This is a genomic window from Methylobacterium sp. Leaf399 (assembly GCF_001424525.1).
In the GTDB taxonomy this organism is placed as follows: Bacteria; Pseudomonadota; Alphaproteobacteria; order Rhizobiales; family Beijerinckiaceae; genus Methylobacterium.
Window position 1 is genome coordinate 628,025 of record NZ_LMQK01000001.1, and the last position, 22,918, is coordinate 650,942.

The following is a 22,918-nucleotide window of genomic DNA, read 5'->3' on the forward strand; positions in this document are numbered from 1 at the left end:
AGGGGTCAGGGGTCAGGCCGCGACCCTGCGGGGGCGCTCGCGGACGAAGGCCCGCGCCTCCTCGGCCGGAAGCGGCCGGCTGAAGAGATAGCCCTGCACCTCGGTGCAGCCCTCCCGGCGCACGCTCTCGAACTGCTCCTGCGTCTCGACCCCCTCGGCGGTGATGGTGGTGCCCCGGCGCATGCCGAGCCCCACCACGGCGCGGACCACGGCGGCCGCATCCGGATCGGCGATGTCCCAGATGAAGGAGCGGTCGATCTTGATCTTGTCGAAGGGGAAGCGGCGCAGGTAGCTCAGCGAGGAGTAGCCGGTGCCGAAGTCGTCGAGCGCGATGCGCACCCCCAGCGCCCGCAGGCGGGTGAGGCAGGCGATCACCGAATCGGCCTCGTGCATCAGCACGCTCTCGGTGATCTCGAGTTCGAGCCGCTGCGGCGCCAGCCCCGAGGCGGCCAGGGCGGCGACCACGCTTTCCTCCAGGCCCGGCTGCTGGAACTGCAGGGTCGAGACGTTGACGGCGATCCGCAGGTCGCCGGGCCAGGAGGCGGCCTCGCGGCAGGCCTCGCGCAGCGCCCAGATGCCGAGGGGCACGATCAGCCCCGTTTCCTCCGCCAGCGGGATGAACTGCTCCGGCGAGACCATGCCGCGGCTGGGGTGGCGCCAGCGCATCAGCGCCTCGAAGCCGCACACCGTGCCGTCGGCGATGGTCATGACCGGCTGGTAGGCGAGGCCGAGCGCGCCGCCGATCACCGCCTCGCGCAGGTCGAACTCGAGGCGGTTGCGGTCGGCGATGGCCGCGTCCATCCCGGTCTCGTGGAAGTGGTAGGTGTTCCGCCCGGCCGCCTTCGACCGGTAGAGGGAGATGTCGGCGTTCTTGAGGAGGACGCCGGCGGTCAGGCCGTCGTCCGGCGCCAGGGTGATGCCGACGCTGGCGCCGATCGTCACCATGCGGCCGCCGAGGTCCACCGGCTCGCCGACCGCATCGATGATGCGCTGGGCCAGGGCGGCCGTCTCCTGCGTCCCGGAAGCGGCGGGGGCGATGACGGCGAACTCGTCGCCGCCCAGGCGCGCCACCGTGCCGGCCTCGCCCACCGCGGCCCGCAGGCGCCCCGCGATGGTGGCGAGCAGAGCGTCGCCGGCAAGGTGGCCGAGGGTGTCGTTGACGGTCTTGAAGCGGTCGAGGTCCAGGAAGAGCAGGGCGAGGCGCCCGCGGCCCGCCTTCACCTCGGCGAGGTGCCGGTCGAGGTGCTCGTGGAACAGGATGCGGTTGGGGAGGTCGGTGAGCGCGTCGTGATGGGCCATGTGGTTGACCCGGCGCTCGGCCTCCTTGCGGGCGGTCACGTCGATATGGGTGCCCACCATCCGCAGCGGTCGCCCCTCGCCGTCGCGCGTCACGACACGCCCGCGCGACAGGATCCAGGCGTAGCGTCCCTCCGCCGTCTCGACCCGGTGCTCGCATTCGTAGGCCGCGCTGGTGCCGGCGAGATGGTCCTCGAACGTCCGAAGGGCCTGCGCCCGGTCGTCGGGATGCACCATCTCGGCCCAGGTGCGGACGGTGCCGGGGAACGCCCCGACCGCGTAGCCGAGCATCGTGTAGCAGCGGTCGGACAGCCAGTACGCCCCGCTGGCGACGTCGAGGTCCCACAGCCCGTCGCTGCCGCTGTCGAGGGCCAGCGCCAGGCGCTCCTCGCTGACGCGCAGCCGCCCCTCGCTCTCCACGAGGGCCTCGCGCGTCATGCGCAGTTCGGTGACGTCGAGGTTGAGCCCGACGATGCGCGAGGGCACGCCGGTGGCCTCGTCGCGGATGATCCGGCCGAAGCTCATCAGCCAGCGGCAGGAACCTGAGCCGGCGCCGGCGCCGGCGCGCGGCAGCACCCGGAACTCGACCCCGAAATTCGCAGCCCCGGTCCGGATGGCGTCGTGGTCCGCCGCCTCCACCGCGGCGCGGTCGTCGGGATGGATCGGTGCGGTGCGGTGGTTCGCGTCGACCGTCACCGTCGTCGCCCCGGGCGGGACGTCGAGCCCGATCATGCGCGCGCTCTCGGGCGAATGGCGCAGGACGCCGTGCGCCAGGTCCCATTCCCACACCGCCGCACCGGCGGCCTGCTGGGCGAGCTGGAGCAGGTCCGACGTCTGCGAGAGCCGGTCGCGGGCGACGATGATGTCGTCGATGTCGAGGGCGGTGCCGATCCATTCGGCCACACGCCCGTCCCGGTGGACCGGGATCATCACGAGCTTGTGCCACCGATAGACGCCGTCGTGGCGCCGCAGGCGGCCCTCCACCTCGAAGGTGCGGCCGGCGGCCACCGCCTCCATCCAGACGCGGCTCATGCGGGCGACGTCGTCGGGGTGGTTGCGGCTGTGGCGGATGTCGCGCGGGGCGCCATCCTCGCCGTAGTAGCTCCGGAAGCAGGCGTTGCGGTAGGTGGTGCGACGCTCCTCGCCGGCCAGCACCCAGACCATCTGCGGCAGGGACTCGGTGAGGGAGTGGTATCGGGCCTCGCTGTCGCTCAGGGCGAGGTCGGCGCGGGTCTTGGCCCGCAGGGTGTCGTGCAGGCGCAGGTGCGCCAGGACGATTTCGGACAGGTCGTGCAGCTGCCCGATCTCGGACGGCGACAGACGGCGCGGCCGCGTGTCCATGACGCACAGGGTGCCGAGGCGGATGCCGTTGCGCAGGACCAGGGGGATGCCGGCATAGAACCGGATGCGAAGGTCGCCCTGGACGAGGGGATTGTCCCGATAGGCCGGGTCGGCGGCGGCGTCCTCGATGACGAGGGGTGCGTCCGACTCGATCGTCTGGGCGCAGAAGGCGATGTCGCGGGACACGAACGCGTCCTCGATCCCGCAGCGGGCCTTGGTCCAGACGCGATCCGAGTCGACGAGGGTGACCAGCGCGATGGGGACGCTGAACAGGTCGCGGGCGGTCCGGCATACGGCATCGAAATGACGCTCGGCCGCGGTTCCGATCAGGTCGAGAGCATGCAGAGCGGCCAGACGCTCGGCTTCGATCACCGGAGAGGACATCCCGTTCCCTGCATTCTCCCGCTTCGCCGTCGGGATTAAGCGAAATGTCTTGACGAATACCTCCCGCCATCGGTGTTGTCGTTGCGCGTTCGGAGTGCCCGCGCCGGTGCCGGGACCGCCCGGCAGATTCCGCGACGGTCCGTGCGACGAAGACCGCCGACGCCGGCGTCGAACGTCGAAAATGCGCCGTACCGGAAGGCTAGGGCAGGCACCGGCTTGCGACTTCGCCAGCATCGGAGTAGCGCTCCCACGCCGACGGCAGGTTCCGGAGACGCCGCCTCACCCAAGAGACAGTCCAATCTGCAGGGTTGGAAAAACGAATCGGCATCCGATGCGTCACGAAAGGCGATTTTTCCTGTCGGGGGAGACTTGTTCTTGGCAATGGCGCCACCCATGTCGCCGACAGGACGAGGTCAACATCGTCCGGTGGCCCGACTAGTCTGCATCACGATGCATTCCGGCTCGGCACATCGCATGCGGGCCGAGGCGCGGCACGGGACGGTCGCCGTCCCTGTCGGCGTTTCGACTCCGTCGCGGGCCCCATGAGAACAACGACAAGAATCGTCCGCGCGAATCCGGCACCGTCGCCATCGAATCCGCCACGGAGTCGATGCTCGGGCCGCCCGTTCGAAGCAGCGACGGTCGCTTTGATCATCACATCGTGACTCAACGGTGGACGATGGATGGTGATACGTGGCAGCGAAGTGATCGGTGACGCGCTATTGGGAACCACATACCAATTGGCGGTGGAAAATGACCGCTCTATGGGTGCCAGATGAAACTTTGCTCGGTATTGCGTGTTTCCACATCCTTCGACGTGTGAAACGTTGCGGTTGGATCGTTCGATAGCGGCATGGAGGCATGTCGCTTTGTGGCTTTAGTACATGAGGGCCACGAGAGAAGGTTTCCCTACAGAATCTCAGGGCGAGGTATCGGCGACCGTGGTCCGGGACGCGACGTCCCGGGACGGTTTCGACACGACGACGACCGCTGCCGCCGAAGGGGCGGCGCGGTGGATAAAAATGCAAAAGAGAGAGAAGGGTCATAGACATGGAAGACACAGATCAGACCATCCAGGCTGACTATGTCGAACTCGCTGCCGATATCGTTTCCGCCTACGTCTCGAACAATTCGGTTCCGGTGGGAGAATTAGGCAATCTGCTCAGCAGCGTCCACGCGGCGCTCAGCGGCATCGCCGGCGGCTCCGCCGCCGCTCCCAAGGAAGAGCCGGTCGAAAAGCCGACGCCGGCACAGATCCGCAAGTCCATCACCCACGATGGCCTCGTGAGCTTCGTGGACGGCAAGACCTACAAGACGCTCAAGCGCCACCTGACCGGCGCGGGCCTCGATCCGGCCTCGTATCGTCAGCGCTACGGCCTGCCCAGCGATTACCCGATGACGGCGCCCTCGTACTCCGAGCAGCGGTCGGCCCTGGCCAAGAGCCTCGGTCTCGGCCAGCAGCGCCGTGCCCCGGGCGACGCCAAGGCGAGCGAGTCCTCCGAGCCGGCCACCGAGCAGGCCGAGGCCGAGAAGCCCCGGCGCGTCGGCCGTCCGCGCAAGGTCGCTGCGGCCGAGTGAAGGTACGGACCGGTCCATTCGGACCGGCACGCCTCCGTCCAGCCTTCGTCCCCGCATGCCGACTCCGGCTGCGGGGAGTATTCGGTTCCAGGGCCAGCGAGAAACGGGCTTCGCTCGGGCGACGCGCGGGCTCGGTGATACGGTTCCCGCCTGAATCAAGCGGAAGCCGTGTCAGGCGCCTTCCTGCCAGCCGGTCTTGGCACCCTTGTCGAACAGCTTCTGCGCCAGCACTACGGCGGCGGGCGCGTTGAGGGCGGTGGCATCCGCGCCGAGGCGGACGGCGAGACCGGGGTCGGCCGTGAAGACCGGACCGCCCACCATGATGCCGACGGCCCGGTTGCACGACCTCGCCCGGATCGTCGCGATGAAGGCCGCGAGCTCGTCGAGGCCGCGGTCGCAACTCTTGGTCAGCCCGACCACCGCGAACCACCGCCGCTCCACCAGCGAGGCGATGGTCTCCCGAGGAGCCGCCGGTTCCGACTGGACGTTCCAGCCGCCGGCGCTGAGGAACTTCTCCACCATCGCCGCGCCGAACACATGCTGCTCGTCGGGCATCGTCGTCATGAGGACGAGGCGCTTCTTGTTGATCGCCGGCAGACCGTCGGTGTCGTTGAAGACCGCCAGGAGATGCTGGAGCCGACCCACCGCCAGGGTCACGTCGATGAAATCGCAGATGTCCTCGTCCCACAGGTGCCCGAGGTAACGGGCGGCCGGCTCCAGCACGTCGACGAACAGCGTATCCATCGAGACGCCGCGGTCGCGCAGTCCGGTCACGAAGTCGATCGCCGCCTGCAGGTCGGTGCCGAGCACCAGGTGCGCCAGGCTCTGGATCTCGTTGTCGCGCGCGAGCGTCGCGGTGGCCGCCTGGGCCTCGGCGCGGTGGTGCAGGGTCAGGCGGGGAATGACGTCCGCGGAGACGATCCGCAGGAGCTTGGCGCGCCGCGCGAACACGTCGGAACGACGGATGATGTCGGGGGCGACGAAGTGCGCGTCCATCGCGGTGTGCTGCGGCGGAGGCGTCGAGAACGCGGTGTCCTGAGCCGGCATGTCGATTCCCCCGAACGTGGCGTCGCGGGTTTGGCACCCGACTCGTCCTCAAGGTAGACCTCGAAACCGTGACCCGTCTAGGGGGCAGCGTGAAAGCTTGAATCAGGCCAAGCTTTCGCCGTGTCCGTGCAATCCGGCAACTGTGGGATTCTTTTCGGCAACGCGCCGGTATTCCAGAGGAAACCGCACGTTCCAGTCACGCTTTCCCCGAAGTCCGGTTGCTAAAGGTCAGTCCTGGTCCGCCCCCAACGCGACGCGTTCGTCCGCCCGGGAGCGCCGGGCGCGCTCGTTGCGCAACTCCCGCTCGGCCAGGAGCCAGAACTCGATCTCGAAGCCTTCCGGCCGGTGGTGACGCTCCCACAATTCGTAGGCGCGTTCGCGAATGTCGTCGAAGCTGATCCTGGCCTTGCCATCCATGTGCCGCTCTCCGTGCGGATCGGGCGCCGTGGCCGACCGATCGTCCCTGGGGAAGACGCCCGAGGCCGGCGGGCGATCCCTCCTCGGGCGACCCTCCGGCGACGGACGACCCCGCTCGACGAGAGTTCAACCGCCCGCGCGAAGCGATGTTCGGTCCCCCTCGCCCTATCCCTTCCAGTTCTTCAGGGCGCCGAAGGGGCTGGCCGAGGGATCGGGGGCGGGCGGGTTGAGGACCGGCTCCACCTGAGACAGGGCGTCGGCGATCGAGAAGGCCGAGCCGTTGTTGGGCAGGCGGCCGCCGGCCGCGTCCTTGTGGCCGCCGCCGCGGAACCTGCGGGCGCCGTCGAGGGCGGTCTCGTCGTTGGAGCGGAACGAGAGCGAGCCGGTGCGCTGGACGTTGACCACGCGCCGGGCCCGGCCGCTCTCCATGATCCGGTCCGACACCCGCTGGAACATGCCCGAATCGAGCCCGAACGAGAGCAGCGTCCCGTCGGAAAGCGGCCGGAACAGCGTCTCGGAGCGGGCGAGGATGCGGGCGATGCGCATGCGGGTGGTGAGCGAGCGGTCGTCGTCGGGCTCGCCCTCGAGGAGGCGATCGAGGACGCGGGCGCGCAGGGCCCCGACCTCGGTCTCGATCCGCGCCGGCGGCAGGCCCTGGCGCAGGAAGCCGGCCGCCCCGCGGAAAAGCTCGCCGACGAAGCGGTCGTGCCAGGGATGGCCCAGCGGCACGAGGTTGGAGACGTTGTCCCAGAACACCTCGTCGAGGACGTGCCCGCCCAGGAAGGTCGGCCGCTCCTTCTTCCACAGGTCGAGGGCGTCCACCGCCTCCACCAGGGTGGCGAGGTCGAGGCCCTGGGCCTCGTCGGGCTCCTGCGTCGCGTAGAGGGCGCGGTGCGCGAAGGCCATGCGGGTGGCGCAGCACCCCTCGTCGATGAGCAGGACGATGGCGGGGTCGCCGAGATCGAACCGCCTGAGGGTCTCCCCCTCGGCCTGCGGGGGCAGGGGGACGATGCCCTGCTCGCGCAGCTGGTCGAGGGACGAGGCGTGGTGGTCGAGGACGACGAGGCGGTGGGCCTGCTCGGGCGCACGCTTGGCGTTCATCGCCGCGAAGGCCTTGAGGAAGTTTACCGCCGGGGCCTCCAGCCCGAGGTCGGTGACGATCAGGAGTTCGGGCGTGCGCGCCGCGGTGAGGCGCTTGAGCTCGACGTCCACCACCGGGCCGATGTCGGAATAGCGCGCCACGTGGACGATCCGCGACACCGGCAGGAAGGCGCCGACCACGGTGGAGGCGGCATAGCCGTCGAGATCGTTGTGGGTGATCTGCGTGGCGTTCACGGCGGGAATCCTCGGCGCGGCGGCCCTCGCCACCAGGTCCGGACTGCTATGGCGGCCTTGCGGGTGCGGTGCAACGACCGCTTCGGGCACCGGGACGATCGTTCCCGCCCCGGAATGCTGCCAGACGCCGCAACCGGTCGCGCTTGATTGCCGCGCTCCGGGCGCGAGATGGAGCCGATGCCCGATCCAGCAACGCCCCCGCCGACCCTCGTCTGCCTGCATTTCCTCGGCGGCAGCGCGCGGGAATGGGCGCCGATCGCCGCCCGCCTCGATGGCACCGTGGCCTGCCTGCCCCTCGACCTGCCCGGCTTCGGGTCGGCCCAGGACGTGCCCGGCTTTGCCGTCGCCGAGATGGCGGACCACGTGATCGCCCGCATCCGGGCGCAGGCGCCGCGCCGCTGGATGCTCGCGGGCCACAGCATGGGCGCCAAGGTGGCGTTGGCGGTGGCCCGGCGCGCGGAGGACGGCGAGGACGGCCTTGCCGGCCTGTGCGGGCTCGTCCTGCTGGCGGGTTCGCCCCCGAGTCCCGAACCGATGCAGGAGGAGCGCCGCGCCGCGATGATCGCCTGGATCGGCGCCGATGCCGAGACGCGGCGCAGGGAGGCGCAGGGCTTCATCGCCGCCAACGTCGGGGCACCGCTGCCGGAGGCCCTGGCCGGGCAGGCGGTGGAGGACGTGCTGGAGGCCTCCCCCGCCGCCTGGACCGCCTGGCTCGAGGGCGGGGCGCGGGAGGACTGGTGCGCCCGCATCGGCGTGCTGGCGACCCCCGCCCTCGTGGTGGCGGGCGGGCAGGACGCCGACCTCGGCGCCACCGCCCAGGCCTGCCTCATGGCACCGCATCTGGCGCACCATCGCCTCGTGGTGCTGGAGGGCGCCGGCCACCTCCTGCCGATGGAGCGGCCCGAGGTGCTGGCCGCCCTGATCGAGGGCGAGGCCTTCGCCCCGCCGCCCGCCCCGGTCGCGCCCGCGATCCCGGCGGAGTACCGCGCGTTGATCGCCTCGCCGCGGGTGAACGGCCGCCTGCGCGCGGCGCTCGACGACCGCGCGGCGCCCGACGACCCCGCCTACCGGCCCGCCGTCCTCGACCCGGTGGAACTGGCGATCCTGCGCGCCGTGGTCGACCGGGTGCTGCCGCAGAAGGGGAGCGCGCGCATCGATATCGCCGCGCGCATCGACGCCCGGCTCGGGCGCGGCGAAGGCGACGGCTGGCGCTTCGCCGACCTGCCGCCCGACAGCCAGGCCTATCGCGCCGCGATCCGCAGCCTCGACGGCGAGGCCTGCGCGCGGGCCCACCTGCGCTTCCTCGCCCTCGACGGGACCGCCCAGGACGCGATCCTCACGACGGCGGCCGAGGGCCGGCTCGACGGCACCGGCCTCGACGCGGCGCAGATGACGCTGTGGTTCGAGGACCTGCGATCGGATGTGGTGCGGACCTACCTCGCCCACCCCGCCGCCCTGGCGCGGATCGGGTTCGGCGGCATCGGGGCCGGGGGCGATACCGCACCGGCCGGGTTTGCGCGCGTGGGCGTCGACGGGCGCGAGCCCTGGGAACCGGCAGCGGCCGGGGAGGAGACGCGATGAACCTCGATGGCATGCGGCGCCATGCGCCCTCGGACGTGGTCGATGCCGTCGTCGTCGGCACCGGAGCCGGCGGCGCGCCGCTCCTGGCGAGGCTGGCCGCGGCGGGCCTCAAGGTCGTCGCCCTGGAGGCGGGGCCGAACTTCGACCCCAAGACCTTCGCCTTCGACGAGACGCTGGCCGACGAGATCTACTGGACGAAGGAACGTCTGAGCGGCGGCGCCACGCCCGAGGCGTTCGGGGCCAACAACAGCGGCACCGGTGTCGGCGGCTCCACCCTGCACTGGGGTGCCTTCGTGCCGCGGGCCGACCGGCGCGACCTCAAGCTCCGGTCCGAGAGCGGACAGGGTGCCGACTGGCCCCTCGACTACGACGACCTGCTGCCGTTCTACGAACGCGTGGAGGCCTTCATCGGCGTCTCGGGGGCGCAGGCCTATCCGTGGGACGCGAGCCGGCGCTACCCGCTGCCGCCGGTGGCGCGCAACGCCTCGGCCGAGATCATGGCCGCGGCCTGCGCGCGGCTCGGCGTGCGCGCCACCGACGCGCCCGCGGCGGTGGTCTCGCGGGCCTTCGCGGCCGCCGGCGCCGACGAGCGGCCGGGCTGCATCGGCTGCGGCTACTGCCACCAGGGCTGCCGCACCGGCGCCAAGACCAGCATGGACGTCACCTACCTGCCCCTGGCGGTGGCCCACGGCGCCGAGATCCGGCCCGATTGCACGGTCCACGGGATCGAGCGCGACCGGGACGGCCGGGTCGTGGCGGTGGTCTACCGGCACGAGGGACGGGACGTGCGCCAGGCCTGCGCCGCCCTGTTCCTCTGCGCCGGCGCGGTGGAGACGCCCCGCCTCCTCCTGCATCTCGACCTCGCCAACGGCAGCGGGCAGGTCGGGCGCAACTACATGGGCCATGTGGCCACCCAGGTGTGGGGGACGTTCGCGGCCGAGACCCGGCCCAACAAGGGCTACCCCTCCTCCCTCATCACCGAGGACATGGTGCGCCCGGACGACGCCGACTTCGTCGGCGGCTACCTCGTCCAGAGCCTCGGCGTGGTGCCGCTGACCTTCGCCAATTCGGTGGCGCGCGGGCGCGGCCTGTGGGGACGCGACCTCGTCGACTACCTCGCCCGCTACAACCACGTCGCCGGGCTCGGCATCAACGGCGAGACCCTGCCTTCCGAGCAGAACCGCCTCACCCTCGGCGACGAGACCGACGACCTCGGGATGCGCAAGGCGCGCATCGACTTCGGCTACGGCGCGAACGAGGAGCGCCTCGACGCCCATGCCACCCGGTTCATGACCCGCCTGTGGCAGGAGGCGGGGGCGCAGGACATCTGGGCGCTCAAGCGGGTCGCGCATACCCTCGGCACCTGCCGGATGGGCCACGACGGGAAGACCGCCGTGGTCGATCCCTTCGGGCGCAGCTTCGAGGTCCCCAACCTGTGGATCTGCGACGGCTCGACCTTCCCGAGTTCGCTCGCCGCCAACCCGGCCCTGACCATCATGGCCCTCAGCCTGCGCAGCGCCGAGCGGTTCCTCGGCCGATGAGGGCCGCCGACGGGCTCGGAACGTCCGCCCGGACAGGGCGGTTGACCCCTCGATAAGGTCGCTGCCGCGCGGGCGGCCGTCGCACCGGAGAGGCCGATGCCGCTGCACGATCCCATCCCCTACGACGACGATGCCGAGAGCCCCGATCCGGGCGAGGCGGCAGTCCATGAGGAGATGATCGCCACCTTCGCGACGATCCAGGAGACGACGTCCGGCCACTACGGCCACGCGGTGCGCGGGGTCCATGCCAAGAGCCATGGGCTCCTGAAGGGCCGCCTCGAGGTCCGCGACGGGCTGGCCCCGGCCCTGGCGCAGGGGCTGGTCGCGACCCCCGGCTCCTACGAGGTGGCGCTGCGGCTCTCCACCAACCCAGGCGACATCCTCGACGACAGCGTCTCGACGCCGCGCGGCCTCGCCGTCAAGGTCGTAGGCGTGGAGGGCGCACGGCTGCCCGACTCTCCCGGCACGAGCCAGGATTTCGTGCTGGCGAACGCCCCCGCGTTCGTGGCGCCGGACGCCAAGGCCTTCCTCGGGAGCCTCAAGCTCCTGGCCGCCACCACGGACACGCCGCAGATCTTCAAGAAGGTGTTCTCCGCGACGCTGCGCGGGATCGAGGGCGTGATCGAGAGCCTCGGGGGCAAGAGTCCGACCCTGATCGCCCTGGGCGGCCACCCCGAGACCCATCTCCTCGGCGAGACCTTCTACAGCCAGGTGCCGCTGCGATGGGGCGACTACGTCGCCAAGGTGGCGGTGGCGCCGGTGTCGCCGGAGCTGACCGCGCTCACCGGCGCGGCCCTCAACGTCAACGGCAAGCCCAACGGCCTGCGCGAGGCGGTCCTCGCCTACTTCTCGGCTCACGAGGCGGTGTGGGAGCTACGGGTGCAGCTGCGCACGAACGCGCGGACCATGCCGATCGAGGACGCCTCGGTGCCGTGGCCTGAGCACGAGAGCCCCTATGTCGCGGTGGCCACGATCACGGTGCCGCGCCAATCCTCCTGGGACGAGGGGCGGATCAAGGCGATCGACGACGGCTTCGCCTTCAGTCCCTGGAACGGGCTCGCTGCACACCGGCCGCTCGGCTCGATCATGCGGGCGCGCCGCGCCGCCTATCCGCGCTCGGCCGACTTCCGCGCGACCCGCAACGGCTGCCCCATCCACGACCCGCGCGACCTGTCGGGGATAAGGGGCTAGCGGGGCGATCGTGGCCGGATGGACCTCCTCGACCCCCCTGACCCCTCGTCGATCTGCCGCGGTCGCCCGAGACCCGCGTCGGTCGCCGGTGGGCCATTCCCGACACCGACGGACCACGTCGCCATGAGACGAGACCCGATGGAACAAGCGCTTATGATGAACCCGATCCGCCGCGTGCGCCCTCTCGCACTTCTCGTCGCCACGACGATGCTGGCCGCCCTTCCCGCCATGGCCCAGGCGCCGTCCGGAACCGGGCCGGTGCTGACCAAGGTCGCGAGCTTCGAACATCAGGTCACCGGCGTCACCGTCTCGCCGGAGGGGCGCATCTTCGTGAATTTCCCGCGCTGGACCGAGGACAGCGCGGTCTCGGTCGCGGAGGTGAAGGACGGCAGGCTCGTCCCCTTCCCCGACGAGGGCTGGAACGGCTGGCGCAACGCGCGCAGGGACGAGGTCTCGGCCGGCGACCACTGGGTCTGCGTCCAGAGCGTCGTCGCCGACCGCCAGGGCAACCTCTGGGTGCTCGATCCGGCCGCCCCCGCCATGGGCGCCATCGTCAAGGGCGGCCCTAAGCTCGTGGCGATCGACCTGAAGACCAACACGCCCACCCGCACCATCGCCTTCGACGAGACCGTGGCACCGCAGGGGTCCTACCTCAACGACGTCCGCTTCTCGCCCGACGGCAGGACCGCCTATCTGACCGATTCCGGGGCCAGGGGCGCCCTGATCGTCCTCGACGTCGAGAGCGGCAAGGCCCGACGCGTGCTCGACGGCCATCCGAGCACGCAGGCCGATCCGGCCGTGACGGTGACCTACGACGGTAGGCCCCTGCGCCGCCCCGACGGCCGCGGGGTCGAATTCGCCGCCGACGGGATCGCACTGTCGGCCGACGGCAAGACGCTGTACTGGCAGGCGATCAAGGGCCGGACGCTGTATTCCATTCCCACCGAGGCCCTGGCCGGCGGCCTCGCCACGGCGCTGCTGCCGACGGCGCTCGCCGGCGATCCGGCCTCCAAGATCGAGCGGGTCGGCGACAACGGGCCGGCCGACGGGCTCATCGTCTCGCGGCGCGACGGACGCCTCTACGTGACCTCGCCGCAGGACGACGCCATCAAGGTCCGCGACCTGTCGGCCAAGGATTCGCCCCTCGCGACCCTGATCCAGGACAAACGCCTGCGCTGGCCCGACACCTTCGGCGAGGGTCCGGACGGGACGCTCTACGTCACCACCTCGCGCATCCAGGATTCGGCTTTCTACAAGCCCGACGCTCCGGCCGCCCTCCCCACCGACCTGTGGAGCTTCAAGCCGAACGCGGCCGAGGCCACCGGGTCGGCCGTGCCGCCCGCCCGCTGAACCGCCCGGACGCGAGACGGAACGATGATGTCACGACGCGACGTCCTGGCGGCCGCCGCCGCGGGGCTGACGACCGCTCCGGTCGCCGCCGGCCCGATCCTGCGCGCCGACGACGCCGGCTTCTCGGCGGTGGTCGATCCCGGCGCGCAGCTGCGGACACTCTATTCCGGTGGGCGCTGGTGCGAGGGGCCGTGCTTCGCCCCGGCGTTGGGCGGCCTCGTGTTCAGCGACGTACGCTCCAACCGGATGCTCGTGCTGGGCGAGGACGGCGAGGCGCGAACGTTCCGTGATCCGTCGAACAACGCCAACGGCAACACCCTCGACGCGCAGGGGCGCCTCGTCACCTGCGAGCACCGCGGGCGCCGGGTGGTGCGGCGCGAGGCGGACGGCGGCCTGACGGTGCTGGCCGATTCCTACGCCGGCAAACCGCTGAACTCGCCCAACGACGCGGCCCTCGGCCCGGACGGGGCGATCTGGTTCACCGACCCGATCTACGGCATCACGGTGCCGGACGAGGGCATCATGGCCGAGCCGGCCCAGTCCGCGCGGCGGGTCTACCGGATCGCGCCCTCGGGCGGGATCGCGGCGATGACCGAGGCGCTCGACCAGCCCAACGGCATCGCCTTCTCGCCCGACGGCCGCACCCTCTACGTGAGCGACACCGGCGCCGCCCTCAAGAACCCCGAGGGTGCCCGGGCGATCTACGCCTTCGCCGTGACGGCCGGTCCTTTGCCGGCGCCACGGGTATTCGCCACCCTGGAGGCGGGCGTGGCCGACGGGCTCGCCGTCGACGAGGCGGGCCGGGTCTATGCCGCCTGCGTCGACGGCGTGCGGGTGTTCGGGTCCAGCGGCGCCCCGCTCGGGCGCATCGCCACCGCGACGGCGGCGGCCAACCTCGCCTTCGGCGGGCCGGACGGACGCCGCCTGTTCGTCTGCGCCGGCCCAGCCGTCCACGCGATCGACCTCGAGGTCCGCGGCGCCCGCTTCGCCTGATTTTCGCCCTCTCGACCGGAGCCCGCATGACCCTCGACCGCCGCCACCTGATGACCGCGACCGGAGCCGCCGCACTGGCCCTGACCACGCCGGCGGCGAGCCGGGACGGGGCCGCTCCCGAGGACGGCGTGGCGCGTGATCGCACGAACGGACCGATGGAGCTCGCCCGGGTCGCCCATGCCCCGTCGAACCCCACCGGGCTCGCCATCTCGCGGGGCGGCCGGTTCTTCGTCATGATGCCCCGCTTCGAGGCCGCGGTCCCCTTCACCCTGGGCGAGGTGATGCCCGACGGGCAGGTCCGGCCGTTCCCGGACCTCGCCACCAACGCCATCGACCCGGCACAGCCGCAGGCCCGGCTGTTCCACGTGCCCAACGGCGTGTTCGACGACGAGGACCACCTCTGGGTGCTCGATGCCGGCCTGCCGGACGGCGCGGGGCCGCCGGTGCCGGGGGGGCCCAAGCTCGTGCGGATCGACATCGCGGCGGCCTCGATCCGCCGGGTGGTCCCCCTCGAGGCGGGCGTCGTGCCGACCTCCTCCCTCAACGACCTGCGCCTCGACATCGGACCCGGCCGGGCACGCGCCTACGTCACCGACCAGGGCCAGGACGGCGAGGGGGCGATCCTCGCCGTGGACCTCACCGACGGCCGGGTGGTGCGGCGCCTGGCGGGCCACGCCAGCACCCGGTCGCAGAAGGGTCTCCTCAAGCTCGTGGAGGGCGAGGCGGTGATGCAGCGCAAGGGCGAGGGCCCGCCCCGCCCCGTCCAGGGCGGCGCCAACGGCATCGCGCTGAGCGCCGACCGCAAGCGCCTGTACTACGCGCCCCTGATGGGCCGGCGGCTGTATGCGGTGGACACCGCCTCCCTCCTCGACCGCCAAGCCTCCGACGCCGCGGTGGCGGCCGGCGTCGAGGACCTCGGCGAGAAGGGCATGACCGGCGGCCTCGCCACCGACGCGCGGGACCGGGTCTACCTCGCCCTGCAGGAGCACAACGCCGTGGGGCGGCGCGACCCCGACGGCACGGTCTCGATCCTGGCCACCGACCCGCGCCTGATCTGGGCCGACACCTTCGCGATCACCGCCGACCGCTGGCTCTACATCACCGCGGCCCAGGTCAACCGCCGCCCCGAGTACAACCGCGGCCAGGACCGGCGGGTGACGCCCTACGCGATCCTGCGGATGCGAATCGACGCCGACCCGGCCTGACATCGGGCGGGGTGCGGCTCACCCCGTCACGGGACACGGCCCCTTCCCGGAGCAGCGCCGCGCCGCGAGCCGATCCGCCGCAGGTGCAGGCCCCGGCCGACAGGTCACGCGACCCGCTATCGCGCGCCCTCCGGGCAACATATGCTAATGCGGACCCGCGAACATCTGTCGTCTTCGCGCTCGACCGACAATCCGTCGCGCACGCCACGTCGTCCCGTACCCTTTCCTCTGTCGATCGTCTCTACCCAGGGTAGCCTGGCCGAGACAGGACCGCCGCCGGTGACCATGATATCGCCCGAAGACCTCAAGCTCCTGGTCCGCAAGCTCTCGAGCATCGAACACATCTCCGATGAGGAGAAGCGGGCCGTCGAAACCCTGCCCTTCACCAAGCGGCGCCTCGACAGCGGCCACGACATCGTCCGCGAGAAGGACCGGCCGACCCAATGCTGCCTGATCCTCGACGGGTGGGCCTGCCGCTACAAGATCCTCACCGAGGGCAAGCGGCAGATCATGTCGTTCCACATCCCCGGCGACATCCCCGACCTGCAGAGCCTGCACCTGCGGGTGATGGACCACAACCTCGCAACGGTGACGCCCTGCACGGTGGCCTTCATCCCGCACGAGGCGGTCCTCGACATCACCCGCCGCTTCCCGGGCATCACGGGCGCCCTGTGGCGCGACACCCTCGTCGACGCCTCGATCTTCCGCGAGTGGATGACCGGCCTCGGGCGCCGCTCGGCCAGCGGGCGCATCGCCCACCTGTTCTGCGAGATGTACGTCAAGCTGAACGCCCTCGGGCTGGCGGAGGGCTATCGCTGCGAATGGCCGATCACCCAGGTCGACATCGCCGATGCGCTGGGCCTCTCCAACGTCCACGTCAACCGCGTGCTGCAGGACCTTCGCAGCCAGAAGCTGATCGCGCTGGGCGGACGCACCCTGGTGATCGAGGATTGGCACGGCCTGACCGAGGCGGCGGAATTCGACCCGCTCTATCTCCACTTCGACGACTGAAGATCGGTCTCCCGCGCGATCTCTTCCGGGGTGGCGCAGAGGCCGAGGCGGACCATCGCCCGGCCGACGCCGGGCGAGGCGGTGGCCACCGCGAAGGGAATGCCGAGGAGGTAGCCCAGCGTCAGCGGCAGGCTCCAGACGAAGGCGGCGGGGCCGAGCGCGAGGAGCGCGAGGCCGAGGCCGAGCCCGAAGGCGAGGCAGGGCCACAGGCGGCGCAGGGCCGTCGTCCACCGCACCCCTTGCGCGTCGCGGTTCTGCCGGCCCCAGGCGTGCCGGGGACTGACGAGGCGCTGGCCCATGAACAGCGTGAGCCGGAAGCTGCTCACGGCCAGGAGCACGAAGGAGAACGCCAGTTCCAGGAGGGCACCGGCCGTCACCCGCGCCAGCCCGCCGTGGGCGCGGGTCGCGCGGCGGGACGTGAGCACGTCGAGGTAGCCGGCGAGCTTGGGCGCCATCGAGGCGGCCAGCCACGCCAGGTAGAGCCCCGCGGCCAGGGCCACGGGAAAGCCCTCCTCCACCTGCATCAGCTTGAAGGGCACCAGGACGAGGGCCAGGGTCAGTGCGGGCGCGGTCAGGAACATCATCACCGCCGCGGCGAGCTGGAACCGGCTGACCGGGTGCAGGCCCGGCATCCGCATCAGGCGCAGGTACTGCAGGTTGCCGAAGCACCAGCGAACCTCGCGGTCGACGTGGTCGAACAGCGTCGGCGGGTTGTCCTCGAAGCTGCCGCCCTCCACCGGCAGCACCCGCACCTCGTAGCCGGCCCGGCGCATCAGCACCGCTTCGATCTGGTCGTGGGACAGGATCGGGCCGCCGAAGATCCCATCGGGCAGCACCGGCATGCGGCAGTGGCTGGCGAACGGGCGGATGCGCACCAGGGCGTTGTGCCCCCAGAACGGGCCGCAATCGCCCGTCCACCACGCCGACCCCATCGTGTAGGGGCGCATGCCCTGGCGCATCCCGAACTGGAAGATGCGGGCGAAGGGGCTGGCCGAGGGCGCCCCGACCACGAGGCTCTGCAGGATGCCGATGCCGGGGTACGCCTGCATGATCCGCACGAGGCGCAGGATGCAGGCCCCGTCCATCAGGCTGTCGGCGTCCAGCGGCAGCATCAGGTCGCAGGTCCCGCCGTGGGCGCGGCAGAAATCCTGGAGGTTGCCGGCCTTGAAGCCGGTGTTGTGCGCCCGGCGCCGGTAGGCGATGCGGTGACGCTCCGCGAGCGGGCTGCGGGCGCGCCAGTCGGCCACCGCCCGCTCCTCGGCCGCCGCCACCGAAGGGTCGTCGCTGTCGCTGAGCACGTGATAGGCGAAGGCCCGGCCCCAGCCGGTGGCGTCGAGGCTGGCCTTGACCCGCTCGAACCGCGCCAGCGCCCGGGCCGGGTCCTCATTGCGCAGGGTCATCACCACGGCGGTGGCGATGCGGATCGGCTCCTGGCCGGTGATCGCGAAGGGGGCGGCCGCCGCGAGGCCCTCCGCACCCCGGCGCATCAGCCAGAGGCCGATCGCCGCGTTCCAGAACCCCAGCACCGTCCAGGGCAGGGAGAGGGCGCAGCAGGCCAGCAGCGCCAGATCGACGAGGCTCCAGCCGCCCGCCCCGAGCACGACCGCCGTCAGCCCGAGGAGGACGAGGCTGCTCGCGAGGTTGAGGGCGAGCACCAGCATGCGGCGCCAGCGCAGGGTTTTGCGGGGTTGTAGGCCCGCGGGCGTCGTGAGAGGAGCGCCACCGTCCGCCTCCGTGCACCGGGGCTGCAAGGAGTCGACGTGAATCATCGGGAGACATCCGGCGCAGCGGTTCGGGAAGCGGAAGGGCTGACGGCGCTCTGGTATACCGCCGTCGGACAAGCCGAGCTGCGACACGAGGTTCCGGCTGCGCCTGAGCCCGGCGCGGTTCCCGTCGAGACCCTGTGGAGCGGCATCAGCCGCGGTACGGAACGCCTCGTCTTCGAGGGACTCGTGCCCGAGACCCTGTACGACCGCATGCGTGCCCCGGCCCAGGAGGGGCAGTTCCCCTTCCCCGTCAAGTACGGCTACTGCGCCGTCGGGCGGATCGCGGCCCCTGACGCGGCCGGCACCGGCCTCGTCTTCGCGCTGCAGCCGCACCAGGACCGGTTCTTCGCGCAGGCCGCCGACCTGTGCCCGATCCCCGCCGGGGTGCCGCCGCGCCGGGCGGTGCTGGGCGCCAACATGGAGACCGCCCTCAACGCGGTCTGGGATTCGGGCGCCGGCCCCGGCGACCGCATCGCCGTCGTCGGCGCCGGCGTGGTCGGCCTGCTCGTGGCCTATCTCGCGGCCGGCATCGTCGGCTGCGAGGTCACGGTGATCGACGTGCTGCCCGAACGGGCCGCCGTCGCCGAACGGCTCGGCGCCGCCTTCGCGCGTCCCGCCGACGCCCGGCCCGGCGAGGCCGACGTGGTGTTCCACGCCAGCGCCAGCCAGGACGGGCTCGCCCTGGCCCTGACGCTCGCCGGCGACGAGGCCCGGGTGGTGGAGCTGAGCTGGTACGGCGCGCGCAGCGTCGCCGCACCGCTGGGCCTCGATTTCCACGTGCGGCGCCTCAGCCTGGTCTCGAGCCAGGTCGGCCGGGTCTCGGCCTCGCGCCGGCCGCGCTGGAGCTACGCCCGCCGGATGCACAAGGCCATGGGCCTCCTGGCCGATCCGCGCCTCGACGCGCTCATCACCGGCGAAGTCGCCTTCGCCGACCTGCCCGAATCCCTGCCGCGCCTGCTGGCCGCCGGCGCGCCGGGCCTCTGCACCGTGGTGCGCTACGCCCTCTGAGCACCGTCACCAACCCCGAGGACACCCTGCATGTACGCCATCGAAGTCCGCGAGCACGTCATGATCGCCCACAGCTTTTGCGGCGACCTGTTCGGGCCGGCCCAGGCGCTCCACGGCGCCACCTTCGTCGTGGACGTCGCCTTCTACCGCACCAGCCTCACCGAGGACGGGGTGGTGGTGGACATCGGCCGGGCCGGCGAGGCGCTCAAGCGCATCCTGGCGCCGATCAACTACACGAACCTCGATACGCTGCCGCAGTTCGCCGGCATCAACACCACCACCGAGTTCCTGTGCGGGCACATCCACGGGGCGATGGCGGCGGCGGCGCGGGCCGGCGACCTCGGCCCCGGCGGCGAGGGCGTCGAGCGCCTGCGCGTGACCCTGCACGAATCCCACATCGCCCGGGCCTGGTTCGAGGGCCCGGTGGCGCCGTGACCGCGGTCTCCTTCCTCGTCCCCGGGGATCTGGCCACCCCCACCGGCGGCTACGCCTATGCCCGGCGGCTCCTCGCCCATCTGCCGGCGCAGGGGGTGGAGGTCATGGCCGTCTCGCTGCCGGGGTCGTTCCCGCACCCGAGCGAGGCCGACCTCGCCCTCACCGCCCAGGTCCTGGCGGCGACGCCGCGCGGCAGCGTGCTGCTCGTCGACGGTCTCGCCTACGGCGCCCTGCCGCCGGCCGTCCTCGCCCTGGCGGGGACGCGCCCGGTCGTGGCCCTCGTCCACCATCCCCTCGGCCTCGAGGCGGGGCTGAGCGCCGAGGCGGCCGCCCGCCTCGTCGCGGTCGAGCGCGCCGCCCTGGCGCTGGCCGCCGGCGTGGTGGTGACGAGCCGCTTCACCCGCGCCCTGCTGGTCTCCGATTTCGGGGTGCCGGCCGCGCGCATCGCGGTGGCCGAGCCCGGCACCGACCCGGCGCCCCGCGCGCCCGGCGGCGGGACGCGAACCGTGCAGCTCCTCGCCATCGGCGCGGTGACCCCGCGCAAGGGCTTCGAGCATCTGGTCGCCGCCCTGGCGGGCCTGGCCGGCCTCGACTGGCACCTCACCATCGCCGGGGCCTGCGACCGGGCGCCCGGGCATGTCGCCGACGTTCGCCGGGCCATCGCCGCCGCCGGGCTGGAGGCGCGGATCACGCTGGCCGGCACGGTCTCGGCGGCCCGCCTCGACGCGCTCTACGCGCAGGCCGACCTCGTGGTCTCGCCCTCCCTGTTCGAGGGCTTCGGCATGGCGCTGGCCGAGGCCCTCGCCCGCGGCCTGCCGGTGGTGGCGTCCACCGGCGGGGCCGCCGCCGAGACAGTGCCGGATGCCGCCGGGCTGAAGGTGGCGCCGGGCGACGTCGCCGCCCTCGCCGACGCCCTCCGGGCGATGATCGCCGATCCCGCCCGGCGCCGGGCGGCGGCGGAGGCCGCCTGGGCCGCCGGCGAGGACCTGACCCGCTGGCCCGACACGGCGGCCATCGTCGCCGCGACCCTGAGGGAGGCCCGAGCCTGATGCGCAACACCGACATCCGGTTTTCCGGACCCATCGTGCGACCCCCGGGAGATCCCGCATGACCGGCTTCAGCAGCGAATGGCTCGCCCTGCGCGAGCCCGCCGACCACGCCGCCCGCGACGCCGGCCTCGTGGCCGACCTGGGGCGGGCGCTGCCAGCCGACCGGGAGATCGGAATCGTCGATCTGGGCTGCGGCACCGGCTCGAACCTGCGCGGGCTCAGTCCTCACCTGGGACCGCGCCAGTCGTGGCGGCTCGTCGACCACGACCCGGCGCTGCTGGCGGCCGCCCGCACCGCCCTCCTCGCCTGGGCCGACCGGGCCGCGACCGACGGCGAGACCCTCGTCCTGGAGAAGGGCGCCGCCCGCCTGCGGGTGACCTTCGCGGCCCTCGACCTCGCCGCCGGGCTCGGGTCAAATCTCGGAGCAGGTCTCGGAGCAGGTCTCGGAGCAGGTCTCGGATCAGGTCTTGGATCCGGTCTTGGCGCAGCCCTCGATCCCGCCCCGGATCTCGTCACGGCCGCGGCCCTGTTCGACCTCGTCTCGGCGGTGTGGGTCGCCGGGTTCGTCGAGGCCGTCGCGCAGACCGGGGCGGTCTTCTACACCGCCCTCAGCTACGACGGCACCGAGACCTGGGCGCCGCCGCACGCGGCCGACGCCGCCGTCCATGCCGCCTTCCTGGCACACCAGGGGATCGACAAGGGTTTCGGGGCGGCCCTGGGGCCGGGCGCCACGGCGGCGCTGGCGCAGGAGTTCGGCCGCCACGGCTACGGCGTCGCCACCGCGTCGAGCCCCTGGGACCTCGGCCCCGGCCAGGGCGCCCTGGTCCGCATGCTCAAGGACGGCAAGGCCGCGGCGGTGGCCCAGACCGGCCGTGTCGGTGCGGACGCCCTCGCCGACTGGACCGCCGCCCGCGGCCGCCCGGAGACCACGGCGCGCATCGGCCACGCCGATCTGTTGGCGATCCCGCCCCGGTAGGGCGGCGGTGTCGGGCCGCCGCGCCGGTCCCTACCGGCTCGCCAGCATACGCCGCAGGGTGCCGTCGCGGCGCACGAGGTGGTGGTGCAGGGCGGCCGCCGTGTGGAGGGCGACCAGGGCCACGAGGGCGAAGGCCGCCACGGTGTGGACGCCGAGGATGCGCTCGCCCACCGGCATGCCCCCTGAGATCGGCAGGGTCAGCGGCACCGACCAGAACAGGTTCACGGGGGCGCAGCAGGCCGAGGTGCCGGCCCAGCCGAGCAGCGGCACCAGCACGATCAGCCCGTAGAGGGCGGCGTGCGACACGCCGGCCGCCCGCCTCTGCCAGGTCGGCAGCCCCGCCTCGGCGCCGGGTGCGCCCCGCGACAGGCGAACCAGGACGCGGGCCGCCACCAGGGCCAGGGCCACGAGGCCGAAGGACTTGTGCCACTCGTAGAGCTGGTTCTGCAGCGCCCCCTCGCCGACGTTGGTCATCGCCAGCGCGAGCGGCACCTGGACGAGGATGAGCAGCGCGATGCCCCAGTGCAGCGCCTTCTGGCTCGTGGAATAGGTCGCGGGTCGGGTCGTCTCGGGTCGGGTCGTGGATGCCGTCATGGGGCGGGTTCTCCTTCGGCGCGGCGGCGCAGGTCGCAGTCGAACAGAACCTCGCCCCCGCCCAGGCGATAGCTCGTGGTCGCCGGCCGCATCGCCTCGTTCAGGGCGACGATGGGCCGAAGGTCGAGGCCGTTGCGGCCCGACCCCATCAGCATCGGCGCCACCATCAGGTGGAGCCGGTCGATCGCGCCCGCGTCGATGAAGGCCGAGACGGTGCGCGCACCGCCCTCGACGAGGATTCGCGCGAACCCGAGTCTCCCGAGGCGGGCGACGATGGCCAGTGGACAGAACGCCGCTTCGTCTTCCATCCGCACGGCCTCGACCCCCGGAGGAACCGCCGCACCCGGCCGGCAGACGACGACCCGGCGCGCGCCGTCCTCCGCCAGGCAGCGGGCCGTGGACGGCATCCGGCCGGAGGGGTCGATCACCACCCGGGCCGGGCTCGCCCCCGCGACGCGGCGCACGGTGAGGAGCGGATCGTCGGCCAGCACGGTGCCGATGCCCACCACCACCGCATCGACCCGGGCGCGGACCCGGTGGAGATGGTCGAGGGCCGGGCACAGGTTGATGTACTTCGAATCGCCCGAGGGCGTCGCGATGCGCCCGTCCAGCGATTGGCCGAGTTGCGCCAAGACGAAAGGACGCTGCGATGTTCCCGCCGCGAACGGCGCGAAGAGGGTCCATGACGCCGCACCCATGTCATCGGCGTCGGCGCGCAATACATCAGGCGCAGCCGAGGGCGGACGGGACGGATCGCAAACACCGTCCGGACTCGTCACACTCGCCATCACTCGTGTCCCGTCGTCGTTCGTCGTCGGGC

At 72.3% G+C, this 22,918-nt stretch carries 19 protein-coding genes; 12 read left to right on the forward strand and 7 right to left on the reverse strand.

What is annotated here, in order from left to right; genetic code table 11:
• Positions 1-12 precede the first annotated feature (12 nt).
• Complete coding sequence (locus tag ASG40_RS02945) at positions 13-3,021, reverse strand: bifunctional diguanylate cyclase/phosphodiesterase (RefSeq protein ID WP_055880182.1); 3,009 nt, start codon at positions 3,019-3,021, stop codon at positions 13-15.
• A 1,050-nt stretch (positions 3,022-4,071) separates the two neighbouring features.
• On the opposite strand from ASG40_RS02945, the gene ASG40_RS02950 reads away from it, so the two are divergent.
• Positions 4,072-4,599, forward strand: a complete 528-nt coding sequence (locus tag ASG40_RS02950; RefSeq protein WP_055880185.1) for a MucR family transcriptional regulator — start codon at positions 4,072-4,074, stop codon at positions 4,597-4,599.
• Positions 4,600-4,770: 171 nt separating this feature from the next.
• On the opposite strand, the gene ASG40_RS02955 is transcribed toward ASG40_RS02950, so the two are convergent.
• The 3 genes from ASG40_RS02955 to ASG40_RS02965 form a co-directional block, all read right to left on the reverse strand.
• Positions 4,771-5,646, reverse strand: coding sequence for a cobalamin B12-binding domain-containing protein (locus ASG40_RS02955; RefSeq protein WP_055880187.1), 876 nt, complete (start codon positions 5,644-5,646; stop codon positions 4,771-4,773).
• A gap of 228 nt (positions 5,647-5,874) precedes the next feature.
• Positions 5,875-6,063, reverse strand: a complete 189-nt coding sequence (locus tag ASG40_RS02960; RefSeq protein WP_055880189.1) for a DUF2934 domain-containing protein — start codon at positions 6,061-6,063, stop codon at positions 5,875-5,877.
• Positions 6,064-6,228: 165 nt separating this feature from the next.
• Entirely contained in the window at positions 6,229-7,398 is a 1,170-nt protein-coding gene (locus tag ASG40_RS02965; protein WP_055880192.1) for a dimethylmenaquinone methyltransferase, read from the reverse strand.
• Positions 7,399-7,575: 177 nt separating this feature from the next.
• Between ASG40_RS02965 and ASG40_RS02970 the strand changes: the two genes are divergently transcribed.
• The 7 genes from ASG40_RS02970 to ASG40_RS03000 all read left to right on the forward strand — a co-directional run bounded on the left by ASG40_RS02970 (position 7,576) and on the right by ASG40_RS03000 (position 16,270).
• On the forward strand, positions 7,576-8,979 hold the full coding sequence (locus ASG40_RS02970) for an alpha/beta hydrolase (RefSeq protein ID WP_055881200.1): 1,404 nt from the start codon (positions 7,576-7,578) through the stop codon (positions 8,977-8,979).
• Entirely contained in the window at positions 8,976-10,520 is a 1,545-nt protein-coding gene (locus ASG40_RS02975) for a GMC family oxidoreductase (RefSeq protein ID WP_055880195.1), read from the forward strand. The genes ASG40_RS02970 and ASG40_RS02975 overlap by 4 nt, the downstream gene beginning before the upstream one ends.
• 96 nt (positions 10,521-10,616) lie before the next feature.
• Positions 10,617-11,711: a catalase family protein gene (locus ASG40_RS02980; RefSeq protein WP_055880199.1), complete on the forward strand. Its 1,095-nt coding sequence runs from the start codon at positions 10,617-10,619 to the stop codon at positions 11,709-11,711.
• 138 nt (positions 11,712-11,849) lie between these two features.
• Entirely contained in the window at positions 11,850-13,061 is a 1,212-nt protein-coding gene (locus tag ASG40_RS02985) for an SMP-30/gluconolactonase/LRE family protein (RefSeq protein WP_244472274.1), read from the forward strand.
• Positions 13,062-13,085: 24 nt separating this feature from the next.
• Entirely contained in the window at positions 13,086-14,054 is a 969-nt protein-coding gene (locus ASG40_RS02990) for an SMP-30/gluconolactonase/LRE family protein (protein ID WP_244480504.1), read from the forward strand.
• A 26-nt stretch (positions 14,055-14,080) separates the two neighbouring features.
• Positions 14,081-15,259 (forward strand): SMP-30/gluconolactonase/LRE family protein, encoded by a 1,179-nt coding sequence (locus ASG40_RS02995; RefSeq protein ID WP_055880207.1) that lies wholly within the window; start codon positions 14,081-14,083, stop codon positions 15,257-15,259.
• A 285-nt stretch (positions 15,260-15,544) separates the two neighbouring features.
• A complete protein-coding gene (locus ASG40_RS03000) occupies positions 15,545-16,270 on the forward strand; it encodes a Crp/Fnr family transcriptional regulator (RefSeq protein ID WP_055881213.1) in 726 nt (241 codons plus the stop codon).
• On the opposite strand, the gene mdoH is transcribed toward ASG40_RS03000, so the two are convergent.
• Positions 16,249-18,039, reverse strand: coding sequence for a glucans biosynthesis glucosyltransferase MdoH (gene mdoH, locus ASG40_RS03005; protein WP_055880211.1), 1,791 nt, complete (start codon positions 18,037-18,039; stop codon positions 16,249-16,251). The genes ASG40_RS03000 and mdoH overlap by 22 nt on opposite strands.
• Here mdoH and ASG40_RS03010 point away from each other — a divergent pair.
• Genes ASG40_RS03010 through ASG40_RS03025 form a run of 4 tightly spaced genes read left to right on the forward strand, consistent with a single transcriptional unit; the run spans position 18,031 to position 21,504 of the window.
• Complete coding sequence (locus tag ASG40_RS03010) at positions 18,031-19,044, forward strand: zinc-dependent alcohol dehydrogenase (RefSeq protein WP_443136573.1); 1,014 nt, start codon at positions 18,031-18,033, stop codon at positions 19,042-19,044. The genes mdoH and ASG40_RS03010 overlap by 9 nt on opposite strands.
• 30 nt (positions 19,045-19,074) lie before the next feature.
• A complete protein-coding gene (locus ASG40_RS03015; RefSeq protein ID WP_055880214.1) occupies positions 19,075-19,479 on the forward strand; it encodes a 6-pyruvoyl trahydropterin synthase family protein in 405 nt (134 codons plus the stop codon).
• The gene (locus ASG40_RS03020) at positions 19,476-20,528 is read left to right on the forward strand and encodes a glycosyltransferase family 4 protein (RefSeq protein WP_055880217.1); all 1,053 of its coding nucleotides are present in this window, start codon (positions 19,476-19,478) and stop codon (positions 20,526-20,528) included. Before ASG40_RS03015 ends, ASG40_RS03020 begins: the two co-directional genes overlap by 4 nt.
• A gap of 58 nt (positions 20,529-20,586) precedes the next feature.
• Positions 20,587-21,504, forward strand: a complete 918-nt coding sequence (locus ASG40_RS03025) for a hypothetical protein (RefSeq protein ID WP_055880220.1) — start codon at positions 20,587-20,589, stop codon at positions 21,502-21,504.
• A gap of 30 nt (positions 21,505-21,534) precedes the next feature.
• Here the strand turns inward: ASG40_RS03025 and ASG40_RS03030 are convergent, their stop codons facing one another.
• On the reverse strand, positions 21,535-22,098 hold the full coding sequence (locus tag ASG40_RS03030; protein ID WP_055880223.1) for a cytochrome b: 564 nt from the start codon (positions 22,096-22,098) through the stop codon (positions 21,535-21,537).
• Positions 22,095-22,796, reverse strand: coding sequence for a RibD family protein (locus ASG40_RS03035; RefSeq protein WP_055880225.1), 702 nt, complete (start codon positions 22,794-22,796; stop codon positions 22,095-22,097). Before ASG40_RS03035 ends, ASG40_RS03030 begins: the two co-directional genes overlap by 4 nt.
• Positions 22,797-22,918 lie beyond the last annotated feature (122 nt).

Coding starts and splice junctions, on each gene's coding strand:
- ASG40_RS02945 (WP_055880182.1), bottom strand. CDS start 3,021: ATGTCCTCTCCGGTGATCGAAGCCGAGCGTCTGGCCGCTCTGCATGCT.
- ASG40_RS02950 (WP_055880185.1), top strand. CDS start 4,072: ATGGAAGACACAGATCAGACCATCCAGGCTGACTATGTCGAACTCGCT.
- ASG40_RS02955 (WP_055880187.1), bottom strand. CDS start 5,646: ATGCCGGCTCAGGACACCGCGTTCTCGACGCCTCCGCCGCAGCACACC.
- ASG40_RS02960 (WP_055880189.1), bottom strand. CDS start 6,063: ATGGATGGCAAGGCCAGGATCAGCTTCGACGACATTCGCGAACGCGCC.
- ASG40_RS02970 (WP_055881200.1), top strand. CDS start 7,576: ATGCCCGATCCAGCAACGCCCCCGCCGACCCTCGTCTGCCTGCATTTC.
- ASG40_RS02975 (WP_055880195.1), top strand. CDS start 8,976: ATGAACCTCGATGGCATGCGGCGCCATGCGCCCTCGGACGTGGTCGAT.
- ASG40_RS02980 (WP_055880199.1), top strand. CDS start 10,617: ATGCCGCTGCACGATCCCATCCCCTACGACGACGATGCCGAGAGCCCC.
- ASG40_RS02985 (WP_244472274.1), top strand. CDS start 11,850: ATGGAACAAGCGCTTATGATGAACCCGATCCGCCGCGTGCGCCCTCTC.
- ASG40_RS02990 (WP_244480504.1), top strand. CDS start 13,086: ATGATGTCACGACGCGACGTCCTGGCGGCCGCCGCCGCGGGGCTGACG.
- ASG40_RS02995 (WP_055880207.1), top strand. CDS start 14,081: ATGACCCTCGACCGCCGCCACCTGATGACCGCGACCGGAGCCGCCGCA.
- ASG40_RS03000 (WP_055881213.1), top strand. CDS start 15,545: ATGATATCGCCCGAAGACCTCAAGCTCCTGGTCCGCAAGCTCTCGAGC.
- mdoH (WP_055880211.1), bottom strand. CDS start 18,039: ATGATTCACGTCGACTCCTTGCAGCCCCGGTGCACGGAGGCGGACGGT.
- ASG40_RS03015 (WP_055880214.1), top strand. CDS start 19,075: ATGTACGCCATCGAAGTCCGCGAGCACGTCATGATCGCCCACAGCTTT.
- ASG40_RS03025 (WP_055880220.1), top strand. CDS start 20,587: ATGACCGGCTTCAGCAGCGAATGGCTCGCCCTGCGCGAGCCCGCCGAC.
- ASG40_RS03030 (WP_055880223.1), bottom strand. CDS start 22,098: ATGACGGCATCCACGACCCGACCCGAGACGACCCGACCCGCGACCTAT.
- ASG40_RS03035 (WP_055880225.1), bottom strand. CDS start 22,796: ATGGGTGCGGCGTCATGGACCCTCTTCGCGCCGTTCGCGGCGGGAACA.